Genomic DNA, 14,672 nt, shown 5'->3' on the forward strand with positions numbered 1-14,672 from the left:
CTAGGTGACGGGGGCCGCCCATGGCCCAGGGTGTTGGGGTGGGCGTCACTCGTGGCGTCCGCGTGTGGCGCTGCACGTGCCTCGTCCCCCGCTCGGCCACAGAAGAGAGACCCCGACCCATGTCCTGGCTGTCGAGATTCAGCCTCGCGCAACGGGCCCTGATAGGCCTGATGTCGATCGTCGCGCTCGTCTTCGGCGCGATCGCCGTCCCCCAGCTCAAGCAGCAGTTGCTGCCCACCATCGAACTGCCCGTGGTGTCCGTGCTGGCGCCGTATCAGGGCGCCTCTCCGGATGTGGTCGAGAAGCAGGTCGTCGAACCGATCGAGGACAGCCTCGAAGCCGTCGACGGAATCTCGGGCATCACCTCGACGGCCAGTGAGGGTAACGCCGTCATCATGGCGTCCTTCGACTACGGCAACGGCACCCAGCAGCTCGTCGCCGACGTCCAGCAGGCCGTCAACCGGGCCCGCGCCCAGCTCCCGGACGACGTGGACCCGCAGGTCATCTCCGGGTCGACGGACGACATCCCGACCGTCGTCCTCGCCGTCACCTCGGACAAGGACCAGCAGGCGCTGGCCGACCAGCTCGACAAGACGGTCGTCGCCGAGCTGAAGGACGTCGACGGCGTGGCCCAGGTCGTGGTCGACGGCGTCCGGGACGTCCAGGTCACCGTCACTCCCGACCCGGCGAGACTCGCGAAGGCCGGGGTGAGCCCGCAGGCCCTCGCCCAGTCCCTGCAGGCCGGCGGCGCGACCGTGCCCGCGGGCTCCTTCGACGAGGGCGGCGCCAACCGCACCGTCCAGGTCGGCGGCGGCTTCACCTCGCTGAAGCAGATCCAGGACCTCATGGTCACCGGTGAGGGCGTCGACAAGCCGGTCCGCCTCGGCGACGTCGCCACGGTCGAGGAGCAGGAGGCCAAGGCCGACTCCCTCACCCGCACCAACGGCGAGCCGAGCCTCTCCGTCGCCGTCACGATGGACCACGACGGCAGCGCGGTCGCGATCTCCGACGCCGTCGAGGACAAGCTCCCCGGCCTGCGCGAGCAGCTCGGCTCCGGCGCCACGCTCACCGTCGTCAGCGACCAGGGCCCGGCGGTCTCCAAGGCCATCTCGGGCCTGACCACCGAGGGCGGCCTCGGACTGCTCTTCGCCGTCCTGGTCATCCTGGTCTTCCTGGCGTCGATCCGCTCCACCCTGGTCACCGCGGTCTCCATCCCGCTGTCGGTGGTGCTCGCCCTGATCGTCCTGTGGACGCGCGACCTGTCGCTGAACATGCTGACGCTGGGCGCGCTGACCATCGCCATCGGCCGGGTGGTCGACGACTCGATCGTGGTCCTGGAGAACATCAAGCGGCACCTCGGCTACGGCGAGGAGCGCCAGGAGGCCATCCTCAAGGCCGTCCGCGAGGTCGCCGGCGCGGTCACCTCCTCGACGCTCACCACGGTGGCCGTGTTCCTGCCGATCGGCCTGGTCGGCGGCATGGTCGGCGAGCTGTTCGGCTCCTTCAGCCTGACCGTCACCGCCGCGCTGCTGGCCTCCCTGCTGGTGTCGCTGACGGTCGTCCCGGTGCTGTCGTACTGGTTCCTGCGCCCGCCGAAGGGCACCCCCGACGACGCGGCGGAGGCCCGCCGGCTGGCCGAGGAGAAGGAGGCGAAGAGCCGCCTGCAGCGCTTCTACGTCCCCGTCCTGCGCTTCGCCACCCGCCGCCGTCTCACCAGCGTGGCCATCGCGGTCGTCGTGCTGATCGGCACGTTCGCCATGGCACCGCTGCTGAAGACCAACTTCTTCGACCAGGGCGAGCAGAAGGTCCTCAGCATCAAGCAGGAGCTGAAGCCCGGCACCAGCCTGGGGGCGACGAACGCCCAGGCCGAGAAGGTCGAGAAGCTGCTCGGCGACACCGAGGGCGTCAAGGACTACCAGGTCACCATCGGCTCGTCCGGCTTCATGGCCGCCTTCGGCGGCGGCACGGACACCAACCAGGCCTCGTACCAGCTCATGCTGGAGGACTCGGCGTCCGCCGAGGACGTCCAGGAACACATCGAGGACGGGCTCGCGGGGCTCGACGGCATCGGCACCACCACGGTCGCCGCCGGTGACGGCTTCGGCAGCCAGGACCTCAGCGTCGTCGTCAAGGCGGCCGACGCGCAGGTGCTCCGCGAGGCCTCCGAGGAGGTCCGCGAGGCGGTCGCCGGGCTCGACGACGTCACCGACGTGACCAGCGACCTGGCGCAGAGCGTGCCGCGCATCTCGGTGAAGGCCAACGCGAAGGCCGCCGAGGCCGGGTTCACCGACCAGACGCTCGGCGCGGCCGTCGCCCAGGCGGTGCGCGGCACCCCGGCCGCCAAGGCGGTCCTGGACGACACCGAGCGCGACGTCGTCATCAAGTCGGCCCAGCCGGCCGAGACGCTGGCGCAGCTCGAGGCCCTGAAGCTGGGCCCGGCCGAGCTCGGCGACATCGCCACGGTCGAGCTGGTGGACGGCCCGGTGTCGATGACCCGCATCGACGGACAGCGGGCGGCGACCATCACCGCCAAGCCGACCGGTGACAACACCGGCGCGGTGGGCACCGAGCTTCAGTCGAAGATCGACGGGCTGGACCTGCCGGCCGGCGCCACGGCCGAGATCGGCGGCGTCACCGCCGACCAGGACGAGGCGTTCGTCAACCTGGGCCTGGCCATGCTCGCGGCGATCGCGATCGTGTTCATGCTGCTGGTCGGCACCTTCCGGTCGCTGGTCCAGCCGCTGATCCTGCTGGTGTCGATCCCGTTCGCGGCCACCGGCGCGGTCGGCCTGCTGCTGGCGACGGGCACCCCGATGGGCGTCCCGGCGATGATCGGCATGCTGATGCTGATCGGCATCGTGGTCACCAACGCGATCGTGCTGATCGACCTGATCAACCAGTACCGCAAGCAGGGCCACGGCGTCGTCGAAGCGGTCATCGAGGGCGGCCGGCACCGGCTGCGGCCCATCCTGATGACGGCCCTGGCGACGATCTTCGCCCTGCTCCCGATGGCGCTGGGCGTCACCGGGGAGGGCGGCTTCATCGCCCAGCCGCTGGCGGTGGTGGTGATCGGCGGTCTGATCACCTCGACCCTGCTGACCCTGCTGCTGGTCCCGACGCTGTACGCGATGCTGGAGCTGCGCAAGGAGCGGCGCGCGAAGAAGAAGGCGGCGAAGCGGGGCGGCGACGTACCGCCGCAGGCGGAAGCCTCGGACGCGTCGGAACCGGCGGAGGTCTGAGACCGCGAAAAGGCGCGGGTCCCGCTCCGACACCGAAGGTGGTCGGGCGGGACCCGCGCCTTTTGCACACCCCGCACGGGCGGGCGGGTGGGCGGGTGGAAAAACCCGCTACGGCAGCGCCAGCATCCGCTCCAGCGCCAGCTTCGCGAACGCCTCGGTCTCCTTGTCGACCTCGATCCGGTTGACGAGGGTGCCCTCGGCGAGCGACTCCAGCGCCCAGACCAGGTGCGGCAGGTCGATGCGGTTCATGGTCGAGCAGAAGCAGACCGTCTTGTCGAGGAAGACGATCTCCTTGTCCTCGGCAGCGAAACGGTTCGCCAGCCGTCGGACCAGGTTCAGCTCGGTGCCGATGGCCCACTTGGAACCGGCCGGGGCCGCCTCCAGGGCCTTGATGATGTACTCGGTCGAGCCGACGTAGTCCGCCGCGGCCACGACCTCGTGCCGGCACTCGGGGTGCACCAGGACGTTCACGCCCGGTATGCGCTCGCGCACGTCGTTCACCGAGTCGAGGCTGAAGCGGCCGTGCACCGAGCAGTGGCCCCGCCACAGGATCATCTTCGCGGCGCGCAGCTCCTCGGCGGTCAGCCCGCCGCCCGGCTTGTGCGGGTTGTAGACGACGCAGTCCTCCAGGGACATGCCCATGTCCCGCACCGCGGTGTTGCGGCCCAGGTGCTGGTCGGGCAGGAAGAGCACCTTCTCACCCTGCTCGAAGGCCCAGTCCAGGGCCCGCTCGGCGTTGGACGACGTGCAGATGGTGCCGCCGTGCCTGCCCGTGAACGCCTTGATGTCCGCGGACGAGTTCATGTACGAGACGGGCACGACCTGCTCGGCGATCCCGGCCTCGGTCAGCACGTCCCAGCACTCGGCGACCTGTTCGGCCGTGGCCATGTCCGCCATGGAGCAGCCGGCGGCCAGGTCGGGCAGGACCACCTTCTGCTCGTCGGAGGTCAGGATGTCGGCCGACTCCGCCATGAAGTGCACACCGCAGAAGACGATGTACTCGGCCTCCGGGCGCGCGGCCGCGTCCCGGGCCAGCTTGAAGGAGTCACCCGTGACGTCGGCGAACTGGATGACCTCGTCGCGCTGGTAGTGGTGACCGAGCACGAAGACCTTGTCCCCGAGCTTCTCCTTGGCCGCGCGGGCGCGTGCGACCAGGTCCGGGTCGGAGGGCGAGGGCAGGTCGCCGGGGCACTCCACGCCGCGCTCGCTCCGCGGGTCGGCCTCGCGGCCGAGCAGCAGCAGGGCGAGGGGCGACGGCTGCACGTCGAGCTCCTGGGTTTGGGCGGTGGTCACGACACGCACCTTTTCTACTTTTCGTCGAACTGACGCTATATATCATAACCGGTTCACGTCAGTTTGACGACGGCCATAGTGTCGGTGTGACGTGAATCCCGGTGCCCGGGCCGCCGTCCGCAGTCGCCGTCCGCAGTCGCCGTCCACAGCCGCTGTCCGCTCCCCGGGGCGTGTGCGAGCATGAAGGGAAGGCCGAGGAGCAAGACACGGGTCCGCCCCGGAATGAATCCGCGGCCCCGCCGGTTGGAACCGTCGGCAAGCAGTCTCCGTACAACCCGGGAGAGATGTAGATGTCCGTATCGGACGAGACCACCACCGTCACCGACGGCATCATCCTGACCGACGCCGCCGCGGCCAAGGTCAAGGCCCTGCTCGACCAGGAAGGCCGTGAGGACCTGGCGCTGCGCGTCGCCGTCCAGCCCGGCGGCTGCTCCGGCCTGCGCTACCAGCTCTTCTTCGACGAGCGCTCGCTCGACGGCGACGTGGTGAAGGACTTCGACGGCGTGAAGGTCACCACCGACCGCATGAGCGCCCCGTACCTGGGCGGTGCCACCATCGACTTCGTGGACACGATCGAGAAGCAGGGCTTCACGATCGACAACCCGAACGCGACGGGCTCCTGCGCCTGCGGCGACTCCTTCAGCTAAGCCGCGCGGCGCACGCGCCACAGCCGTACGAAAGGGCGGCGGCCCGGGGACCAACCCCGGGCCGCCGCCCTTTCGCCTGTCTGTCGCGTCTGTCGGGTCTGTCGCGCCGACGCCGTCACCGGCTCCCGGACGGCGCCGGCAGCCGCGCGCCGGGCTTGTGCACCGGGATCTCCTCGCCGTCCGAGCCCACGACCGTCCGGTCGCCGAGCGGCTCGTCGAGCGGCACCGTCCGCGCGTACTCCTTGGCGATCAGGATGCAGACCTTCCCGGGACGCGGGGTCTCGGTCACCGTGACGGTCACCTTCCCCGCGCTCTCCCGCGCCTTCGCCTCGTAGTCGGAGCACACCCCGCCCGTGAAGTGCACGGTCAGCTCCCGGCCCTCGGCCGTGTAGCCGCTCACCCCGACGTCCCGGGGCTCACCCGGCGCCGAGGCCGGACCGTCGGACGGGGCCGGGGACGGCGAGGCGGGAGCCGCGGACGTCAGGTACTCCGGGTCGACCGCCGGATACGTGACCGTGAAGGCGTCCTCGGTGCCCGGCGCCCGCACCTCGAACAGCCACGACGGCACCAGCGTCTGCCGGCCCCGCACCGGATGCGCGGCCAGCCCGAACACGGCGTCCTCGACGGTGATCGTCTGCTTCCCGGGCTTCTTCGGGGTACCCGTCGGCAGCTCGCAGGGTGTGTCGGCGCGATCCTGGTGCGGTACGGGGCTCGCGCAGCCGCCGATGCCGGCGCCGGAACCGCCGCCCGGCGCGTTCAGCAGCGCCAGCGTCTCCTCGGCGCCCAGGACGGGATACGTGTCGCCCTTGACCGGCTCCTTCACCTGGCCGCTGCCGCCGACCACGTCACCCTGCGCGCCGACCACCACACCGGTCGTCCAGCCGTACGTCGGCAACCCGCCGACCTCCGGTTCCGCGTTCACGGCCCGCTTGGCGCCCATGACCTGGCCCGCGTCCAGCTTGGCGGCGTCCTGGCCCAGCGCCTTCAGCACCGGCGCCGCCGCCTTCTTCGCGGCCGCCTCGCTCACCGGGCTCCCGTCGGCGGACGGGGCCTTGCACACGGCGCCCTTCTCGCAGTTGTCGGTGCCGGGCGTGTAGCGGTGGAAGGTCCAGGTGCCCGGGGCCCGCGTGTTCACCGTCAGCAGTGGTCCGGAACCGTCCTTGGCGTTGCCGGCCTTCCACGCCTCCCCCTGGACGCGCGGCGCTCCGTCGATCCCGAGCGCTTCGGCCAGCCGGGCCACCTCCGCCTCGGTGACCTCGCCCTCCGCCCGGTACACGGGCGCCGAGCCGGGACCGTCGGGAAGCGTGCCGCCGGCGCGGTAGGTGACGCCGTACGGGTTGGGCTCGCCGGGCGCGATGCCGTTCGTACCGTCCCGGGAGGGCGCCGGGTGGTCGTCCAGGACGAGCGGCGGGGGAGTGTCGTCGCCCGCCGCCCCGGACGCCGTACCGCCGTCCCGGCCGCCGCCGGAGGCGGACGTGGCCAGATACGCCCCGCCGGTCCCGACCACGAGCACGGCGGCGGCGACGGAAGCGACGACGACCGCCGGGGGACGCCGCCGCGCGGGACGCCCGGTGCCGGCCTCGTCGGCGCCGTCGGCGTCGTTGTCGGGTCGCTCGGTGTTCACCGCATCGCTCCTTCGGCTGTTACTGGGGACAGCGATGGGACGCGGTGGGCGAGGATCCGGTTCCCGGCGGCGTCACGCGTCGCCCGAACGGCCTCAGTCGCCGTACTCCGACATCGCGTCCAGCAGCCGGGCCGACGTCCGCGGCACCCGCACGCCGTGGATGAGGGAGACGGGGACGGGGCGGGTGGCGGCGTGTGCCGGGGCCTCCCAGCGCGGGGCCATCCGGGCGCAGTCACCGCGCAGCGACGCCAGGTCGCCGTCCAGGTCGGCCGGGGCGGGGTCGGCGGTCCTCAGGTTCGTCATAACAGAACCGTAGGCACGTCCCGGACCGCGAAGAAAGTTGTACTACCGGGTAGTTTTGCCTGCTTCGGCCAGGCGGCACCGCCGGGTAGCGTGAACTGTCAACCCGCCTCCCCATCAGGAGAGAGTCCACGCCGTGCGCATCGCAGTCACCGGCTCCATCGCCACCGACCACCTCATGACCTTCCCCGGCCGCTTCTCCGACCAGCTCGTCGCGGACCAACTGCACACGGTCTCGCTCTCCTTCCTGGTCGACCAGCTCGACGTACGCCGGGGCGGCGTCGCCGCGAACATCGCCTTCGGCATGGGACAGCTCGGCACCCGGCCGATCCTGGTCGGCGCCGCCGGCTCGGACTTCGACGAGTACCGGGCCTGGCTGGACCGGCACGGGGTCGACACCGGCTCGGTGCGCATCTCCGAGACCCTGCACACCGCCCGTTTCGTCTGCACCACCGACGCCGACCACAACCAGATCGGCTCCTTCTACACGGGCGCCATGAGCGAGGCCCGCCTCATCGAGCTCAAGACCGTCGCCGACCGGGTCGGCGGCCTCGACCTGGTCTCCATCGGCGCCGACGACCCGGAGGCGATGCTCCGGCACACCGAGGAGTGCCGCACCCGCTCCATCCCCTTCGCCGCCGACTTCTCCCAGCAGATCGCCCGGATGAACGGCGACGAGATCCGGATACTGCTGGACGGGGCGACCTACCTCTTCTCCAACGAGTACGAGAAGGGGCTCATCGAGACCAAGACCGGCTGGACGGACGAGGAGATCCTCGGCCGCGTCGGCCACCGCGTCACCACCCTCGGCGCGCGGGGGGTCCGCATCGAACGGGCCGGCGAGGAGACCGTCGAGGTCGGCGTCCCGGACGAGGAGCGCAAGGCCGACCCCACCGGCGTCGGCGACGCCTTCCGCGCGGGGTTCCTCTCGGGACTGGCGTGGGGAGTCCCGCTGGAGCGGGCCGCGCAGGTCGGCTGCATGCTGGCGACGCTCGTCATCGAGACGGTGGGTACGCAGGAGTACCAGTTGCGCAGGGCGCACTTCATGGAGCGGTTCACGAAGGCGTACGGGGACGAGGCGGCCGCCGAGGTCCAGGCGCACCTGGGCTGACCCCGGGCGGCGGCCACTCGCCCGCCCCGTGGGAAGTGTGGTCGGTGCGGGTGCGGGTGCGGGTGCGGGTGCGGGTGCGGGCGCTGGTGCGGGTGAGGGGCGGGTGCGTGGGGGCTGAGAGCGCGGTTCCCCGCGCCCCTCGCCGGCGTCAGCTCACCCGGCGTACCAGGTAGGCCGTGCCCCTGTCCGCCGGCTCCTCGCCCACGTATTCCTGCCCCCGCATCTCGCACCACGCCGGGATGTCCAGGCGGGCCGCCTCGTCGTCCGAGAGGACGCGGACCGTGCCCCCGACGGGGACGTCGCCGATGACCTTGGCGAGTTCGATCACCGGGACGGGGCAGCGCCGGCCGGTCGCGTCCACGACGAGGTCGCCACCGGTCCGCGGGACGGCCTCCGCGGCCACCGGCGCCCCGAGCCTCTCCCGCACCGCGGCCACCGTGCCCGGCAGCACCTCCAGGAACCGCTCGACGTCCCCGGCCGGCGTCCCCGGGGGCAGCGACACCCGTACGTTGCCCTCGCTGAGCACCCCCATCGCCTTCAGGACATGGCTCGGCAGCAGGGTGCTGCTCGTGCAGGACGAGCCGGAGGAGACCGAGAAGCCGGCACGGTCCAGCTCGTGCAGCAGAGCCTCCCCGTCGACATAGAGACACGAGAAGGTGACGGTGCCGGGCAGCCTGCGCACCGGGTCGCCGACCACCTCCACATCCGGCACGAGAGCGGGCACCCGCGCCCGGATCCGCTCCGTCAACTCCCGCAGCCGGGCCGCCTCCCCGGCCGCCTCCGCCCGCACCGCCCGCAGCGACGCCGCCGCGGCCACGATCGCCGGAAGGTTCTCGAAACCGGGCGCCCGCCCCGACTCCCGCTCGTCGCCGGGCCCTTGCGGCGCGAACCGCGCCCCTTTGCGTACGACGAGCAGTCCGACCCCGGACGGCCCGCCCCACTTGTGGGCACTGGCCGCGAGCAGGGACCAGCCGCCCGCCACCTTCCCCCACGCCAGCGACTGGGCCGCGTCCACCAGCAGTGGTACGCCCGCCGCCCGGCAGACCTCGGCCACCTCCGCCACCGGCTGCTCGGTGCCCACCTCGTGGTTGGCCGACTGGAGACAGGCCAGCGCGGTGTCGCCGCGCAGGGCGGCCGCGTACGCCGCCGCTTCCACCCTCCCCGTCCGGTCCACGGGCACCTGCGTGACGGTCCCGCCGCCGGCCTCGTGCACCTCGGCCGCATGCAGTACGGAGGAGTGTTCGACCGCTGACACGATCAGGTGAGTCCCGGCCCGCCGCCGCCCGGCCAGCGCCCCCGCGACCCCCGAATGGACCGCCCGCGTCCCCGAAGGGGTGAACACCAACTCGTCGGGCCGGCACCCCACGGCCTCCGCGGCCGCCTCCCGGGCGGCATCGAGCAGCAGACGGGCCCGCCGCCCTTCCCGGTAGAGCCGTGCGGGATCGGCCCACCCTTCGTCGAGCGAGGCCTGAAGAGCCTGCCGGGCCACGGGATGCAGCGGAACAGCGGAAGCAGCGTCGAGGTAAGCCACACGGCAACGCTATGACGTCCGGCAGGGTTGTGCCGAACAGGGGCGCGGGGCTGTGATCGATAGGCGGCTCCGCCGCGCGGGCGCGACGGGCCACGACGAGCCGTCAGCCGCCGAACAACCCCAGGCCCCGCCCCTGCAGGCGTCCCGCGGGCGTCCCGTCCCACCCTTTCAGGGCGCCCCCCGGCGCGTATGCCACCCTCCCCGCGAGCCCCCGGAGGACGTCGGCTAGGGTTTGGTCCGCATAAACATCAAACCCCTGCCCGACGCAGGGCGGCGACCGACCAGCGAGAAGGCCGCAGCCGAACAGCGCGGGCGAGACTCTCGGGAAGGCGCTACGTGAGTCCCAACGGCTCCGACCTCCCCCACGCCGCGGGCGGCGCGGGCGGTACCCCCACGCCGCGGCGCCCCATGCGGCGGAAGCTGCTGCAGGCACTGACCGCGGGCCTGGTCCTGGCGACCGCTACCGGTTGCACATGGGAGGACTTCCCCCGCCTCGGCATGCCCACCCCCACCACGGAAGAGGCTCCGCGGATCCTCTCCCTGTGGCAGGGCTCCTGGGCAGCCGCGCTGGCCACCGGCGTGCTGGTGTGGGGCCTGATCCTGTGGAGTTGCTTCTTCCACCGGCGCAGCCGCACCAAGGTCGAGGTTCCTCCGCAGAACCGGTACAACCTGCCCATCGAGGCGCTGTACACCATCGTTCCGCTCGTCATCGTCTCGGTGCTGTTCTACTTCACCGCCCGTGACGAGTCCGAGCTCATGAGCCTGGAGGACAAGCCCGACGTCACAGTCAACGTGGTCGGCTTCCAGTGGAGCTGGTGCTTCAACCACGTCGAGAACGTCGAAGGTTCCACCGGCGACGCGAAGACCTCCAAGGAACTGGCCGCGATCCCGGACCGGTTCAAGGAGGACTTCCCGGCGAACGCCGGCGGCGTCCACGACTGCGGTGTCCCCGGCACGCGGAACCCGCAGACCGACAACCCGGGCCCGACCCTCTGGCTCCCCAAGGGCAAGAAGGTCCGCTTCGTCCTGACCTCGCGTGACGTCATCCACTCCTTCTGGGTGGTGCCGTTCCTCATGAAGCAGGACGTCATCCCGGGCCACACCAACGCCTTCGAGGTGACCCCCAACAAGGAGGGCACCTTCATGGGCAAGTGCGCCGAGCTGTGCGGCGTGGACCACTCCCGGATGCTGTTCAACGTCAAGGTCGTCTCCCCGGAGCGCTACGAGCAGCACCTCCAGGACCTCGCGAAGAAGGGGCAGACCGGTTACGTTCCCGCCGGCATCGCGCAGACGAGCCACGAGAAGAACCGGGAGACGAACAACCTGTGAGCATCCTCAACGAACCCCAGGGTGCCTCGGCAGCGGAGGACTCGTACGAGAACGAGCTGCCGGTACGGCGCAAGCAGCCCGGCAACGTCGTGATCAAGTGGCTGACGACCACTGACCACAAGACGATCGGCACGCTGTATCTGGTGACGTCGTTCGCGTTCTTCGTGATCGGCGGCGTGATGGCGCTGTTCATGCGCGCCGAGCTGGCCCGTCCGGGCCTGCAGATCATGTCGAACGAGCAGTTCAACCAGGCGTTCACGATGCACGGCACGATCATGCTGCTGATGTTCGCGACGCCGCTGTTCGCCGGCTTCGCGAACTGGATCATGCCGCTGCAGATCGGCGCGCCGGACGTGGCGTTCCCGCGGCTGAACATGTTCGCCTACTGGCTGTACCTGTTCGGCTCGACGATCGCGGTGGGCGGGTTCCTGACCCCGCAGGGCGCGGCCGACTTCGGCTGGTTCGCCTACTCGCCGCTGTCCGACGCGGTGCACTCGCCGGGTATCGGCGGTGACCTGTGGATCATGGGTCTGGCCTTCTCCGGCTTCGGCACCATCCTCGGCTCGGTCAACTTCATCACCACGATCATCTGCATGCGCGCGCCCGGCATGACCATGTTCCGCATGCCGATCTTCACCTGGAACGTGCTGCTGACCGGTGTGCTGGTCCTGCTCGCCTTCCCCGTCCTGGCCGCGGCCCTGTTCGCGCTGGAGGCGGACCGCAAGTTCGGCGCCCACATCTTCGACTCGGCCAACGGCGGAGCCCTGCTGTGGCAGCACCTGTTCTGGTTCTTCGGGCATCCGGAGGTGTACATCATCGCGCTGCCGTTCTTCGGCATCGTCAGTGAGATCATCCCGGTCTTCTCCCGGAAGCCGATCTTCGGCTACATGGGTCTGATCGCGGCGACGATCGCGATCGCGGGTCTGTCGGTGACGGTGTGGGCCCACCACATGTACGTCACGGGCGGCGTGCTGTTGCCGTTCTTCTCCTTCATGACCTTCCTGATCGCGGTCCCGACCGGTGTGAAGTTCTTCAACTGGATCGGCACCATGTGGAAGGGATCACTCAGCTTCGAGACGCCGATGCTGTGGTCCACCGGCTTCCTGATCACCTTCCTCTTCGGTGGTCTGACCGGTGTCATCCTGGCCTCGCCGCCGCTGGACTTCCACGTCTCGGACTCGTACTTCGTGGTGGCGCACTTCCACTACGTGGTGTTCGGCACCGTGGTGTTCGCGATGTTCGCCGGCTTCCACTTCTGGTGGCCGAAGTTCACCGGCAAGCTGCTGGACGAGCGCCTGGGCAAGATCACCTTCTGGACGCTGTTCATCGGCTTCCACGGCACCTTCCTGGTCCAGCACTGGCTGGGCGCCGAGGGGATGCCGCGCCGGTACGCCGACTACCTGGACGCCGACGGCTTCACCGCCCTGAACACGATCTCGACGATCAGCTCGTTCCTGCTCGGCATGTCGCTCCTGCCGTTCTTCTACAACGTCTGGAAGACGGCCAAGTACGGCAAGCCGGTCAACGTGGACGACCCGTGGGGCTACGGCCGTTCGCTGGAGTGGGCGACCTCCTGCCCGCCGCCGCGGCACAACTTCCTCACGCTGCCGCGCATCCGCAGTGAATCCCCCGCCTTCGACCTGCACCACCCGGAGATCTCCGCGCTCGACCAGCTCGAGAACGTCGGTCACGGTGAGAAGGCCCTCGTCGGCGGCAAGGAGGCCGGGAAGTGAAGATCCAGGGACAGCTCTTCATCTGGCTGAGCGTCTTCATCCTCGTCGTCGCGATCGTCTACGGCTACTGGTCGATGGAGCCGGCCGGCACCACGGCGCTCTTCCTGGCCTTCGGCCTGGCCATCATGATCGGCTTCTACTTGGCCTTCACGGCCAAGCGGGTCGACGTCGGTGCTCAGGACAACAAGGAAGCGGACGTCGCGGACGACGCCGGCGAGGTCGGGTTCTTCAGCCCGCACAGTTGGCAGCCGCTGGCGCTCGGTCTCGGCGGAGCGCTCGCCTTCCTGGGCGTGGCGGTCGGCTGGTGGATCATGTACTTCTCGGCACCGGTCATCCTCGTGGGCCTGTTCGGCTGGGTCTTCGAGTACTACCGCGGTGAGAACCGCACCCAGTAGCACGCGCCGAGCGCCGAGGGGCCCGGACACTCCGTCAGGAGCGTCCGGGCCCCTTCGTCTGGCGCACTCTCCTCACTCGTCCGGGTTACCCGTCGTGCCGCTGTTGACGTCGCTCCCTAGCGTGAGGTCATGAGCAACCCGGTTCACTTCCAGGCGCGAGGGCGTACGGTCGTCGGCTGCACCCTGCTGGTGATCGCCCTCGGCGCGAGCGCCACCGCCTGCAGCGCAGACGACGACAACCCGCTGTCCGCCGCGCCGTACGACGCGGCCGGCCAGATCTCCTTCAACGGCCCCACGGACGCCGGCAAGAAGGCCGACCCGGACAAACCCCTTGAGGTCGTCGCCGAGGGCGCCGACGGGCGCATCACGGACGTCACGGCCGTGGACGCGGCGGGCCGCTACGTCGCGGGTGAACTCTCCGCCGACGGGGCCCGCTGGCACAGCACCTCACCGCTGGCCGCGGGCGCGAGCTACACGGTCCGGGTGAGCACCGAGGACGGCGACGGCGCGCCCGGCCGCAAGGTCCTCACCTTCGAGACCGGCCTGCCCAGCACCAAGAAGACCCTGGACGTCTCCTTCGGGCCCGAGGCGGGCGCGTACGGCGTCGGCCAGCCCGTCACGGCGGAGCTGAGCCGGCCGGTCCGGGACCGCGCCCAGCGGGCCATAGTCGAACGCGCCCTGAAGGTGGACTCCACGCCCGCCGTCGAGGGCGCCTGGCACTGGGTGGACGACAAGAAGCTCCACTACCGGCCCAAGGACTACTGGCCCGCCCACGCCACCGTCCAGGTCCGCAGCACCCTCGACGGCATCAAGATCGGTGACCGGATGTGGGGCGGTACCGCCAAGCCCCTGAAGATCACCACGGACGACCGCGTCGTGGCCGTCACCGACGCCGCCGCGCACACGCTCACGGTCTTCCAGGACGGCCGGGAGGTCAGGGAGATCCCCGTCACGACCGGCAAGCCCGGCTTCGAGACCCGCAACGGCGTCAAGGTCGTCCTGGGCAAGGAACCCTTCGTACGCATGCGCAGCAGCACCGTCGGCATCGCCGAGGGCTCCTCGGAGTCGTACGACCTGCCGGTGTACTTCGCCACCCGGGTCACCTGGAGCGGCGAGTACGTGCACGCCGCCCCCTGGTCGGTCGGCTCGCAGGGCATGGCCAACGTCAGCCACGGCTGCGTAGGCATGAGCACCGCCAACGCGGAGTGGTTCTTCGGCGCGGTCCAGGAGGGCGACCTCGTCGAGGTGGTCAACTCCGGGGGCGAGACGATGGAACCCTTCGGCAACGGCTTCGGCGACTGGAACCTGGACTGGGCGAAATGGCGCGCGGGAAGCGCCCTGACGGGCGCTACCGGCAACGCCCCGAACACCCAGGAGGCGGCGAGACTGCGGCCGACGGCTGTGTGAGGCGCTCAGAAGCGCGGGGAACGCCGTGACAAGCCACAGGAGCGCCGCCCCGACCGCGCGCCC

The 14,672-nt window shown here is 70.7% G+C and carries 11 protein-coding genes; 7 read left to right on the top strand and 4 right to left on the bottom strand.

Annotated features, from left to right (window positions below):
* Nucleotides 1-119: 119 nt before the first annotated feature.
* The gene (locus tag B1H29_RS26500; protein WP_055416550.1) at nt 120-3,239 is read left to right on the top strand and encodes an efflux RND transporter permease subunit; all 3,120 of its coding nucleotides are present in this window, start codon (nt 120-122) and stop codon (nt 3,237-3,239) included.
* A gap of 108 nt (nt 3,240-3,347) precedes the next feature.
* On the opposite strand, the gene nadA is transcribed toward B1H29_RS26500, so the two are convergent.
* Nucleotides 3,348-4,532: a quinolinate synthase NadA gene (nadA, locus tag B1H29_RS26505; RefSeq protein WP_055416549.1), complete on the bottom strand. Its 1,185-nt coding sequence runs from the start codon at nt 4,530-4,532 to the stop codon at nt 3,348-3,350.
* Between the two features lie 290 nt (nt 4,533-4,822).
* Between nadA and B1H29_RS26510 the strand changes: the two genes are divergently transcribed.
* Nucleotides 4,823-5,179 (top strand): iron-sulfur cluster assembly accessory protein, encoded by a 357-nt coding sequence (locus tag B1H29_RS26510; protein WP_053129615.1) that lies wholly within the window; start codon nt 4,823-4,825, stop codon nt 5,177-5,179.
* A 115-nt stretch (nt 5,180-5,294) separates the two neighbouring features.
* On the opposite strand, the gene B1H29_RS26515 is transcribed toward B1H29_RS26510, so the two are convergent.
* Both B1H29_RS26515 and B1H29_RS26520 read right to left on the bottom strand, forming a co-directional pair.
* On the bottom strand, nt 5,295-6,803 hold the full coding sequence (locus tag B1H29_RS26515) for a hypothetical protein (RefSeq protein WP_055416548.1): 1,509 nt from the start codon (nt 6,801-6,803) through the stop codon (nt 5,295-5,297).
* Nucleotides 6,804-6,896: 93 nt separating this feature from the next.
* A complete protein-coding gene (locus B1H29_RS26520; RefSeq protein ID WP_055416547.1) occupies nt 6,897-7,106 on the bottom strand; it encodes a hypothetical protein in 210 nt (69 codons plus the stop codon).
* A 133-nt stretch (nt 7,107-7,239) separates the two neighbouring features.
* On the opposite strand from B1H29_RS26520, the gene B1H29_RS26525 reads away from it, so the two are divergent.
* Nucleotides 7,240-8,214, top strand: coding sequence for a carbohydrate kinase family protein (locus tag B1H29_RS26525; protein WP_055416546.1), 975 nt, complete (start codon nt 7,240-7,242; stop codon nt 8,212-8,214).
* Nucleotides 8,215-8,362: 148 nt separating this feature from the next.
* Here the strand turns inward: B1H29_RS26525 and B1H29_RS26530 are convergent, their stop codons facing one another.
* Entirely contained in the window at nt 8,363-9,745 is a 1,383-nt protein-coding gene (locus B1H29_RS26530; protein WP_055416545.1) for a cysteine desulfurase/sulfurtransferase TusA family protein, read from the bottom strand.
* A 336-nt stretch (nt 9,746-10,081) separates the two neighbouring features.
* Here B1H29_RS26530 and ctaC point away from each other — a divergent pair, with 336 nt between their 5' ends.
* From ctaC to B1H29_RS26550, 4 genes are all read left to right on the top strand, one after another.
* Complete coding sequence (gene ctaC / locus B1H29_RS26535; RefSeq protein ID WP_409350893.1) at nt 10,082-11,074, top strand: aa3-type cytochrome oxidase subunit II; 993 nt, start codon at nt 10,082-10,084, stop codon at nt 11,072-11,074.
* Nucleotides 11,071-12,807, top strand: a complete 1,737-nt coding sequence (ctaD, locus tag B1H29_RS26540; protein WP_055416544.1) for an aa3-type cytochrome oxidase subunit I — start codon at nt 11,071-11,073, stop codon at nt 12,805-12,807. Before ctaC ends, ctaD begins: the two co-directional genes overlap by 4 nt.
* A complete protein-coding gene (locus tag B1H29_RS26545) occupies nt 12,804-13,202 on the top strand; it encodes a cytochrome c oxidase subunit 4 (protein ID WP_055416543.1) in 399 nt (132 codons plus the stop codon). Before ctaD ends, B1H29_RS26545 begins: the two co-directional genes overlap by 4 nt.
* Before the next feature lie 129 nt (nt 13,203-13,331).
* Entirely contained in the window at nt 13,332-14,609 is a 1,278-nt protein-coding gene (locus tag B1H29_RS26550; protein ID WP_055416542.1) for a L,D-transpeptidase, read from the top strand.
* Nucleotides 14,610-14,672 lie beyond the last annotated feature (63 nt).

It is taken from the genome of Streptomyces pactum (assembly GCF_002005225.1).
Classification (GTDB): Bacteria; Actinomycetota; Actinomycetes; order Streptomycetales; family Streptomycetaceae; genus Streptomyces; species Streptomyces pactum_A.

Excerpts from the sequence above, each read along its gene's own strand:
- B1H29_RS26500 (WP_055416550.1), top strand. The coding sequence starts at position 120 with ATGTCCTGGCTGTCGAGATTCAGCCTCGCGCAACGGGCCCTGATAGGC.
- B1H29_RS26510 (WP_053129615.1), top strand. The coding sequence starts at position 4,823 with ATGTCCGTATCGGACGAGACCACCACCGTCACCGACGGCATCATCCTG.
- B1H29_RS26520 (WP_055416547.1), bottom strand. The coding sequence starts at position 7,106 with ATGACGAACCTGAGGACCGCCGACCCCGCCCCGGCCGACCTGGACGGC.
- B1H29_RS26550 (WP_055416542.1), top strand. The coding sequence starts at position 13,332 with ATGAGCAACCCGGTTCACTTCCAGGCGCGAGGGCGTACGGTCGTCGGC.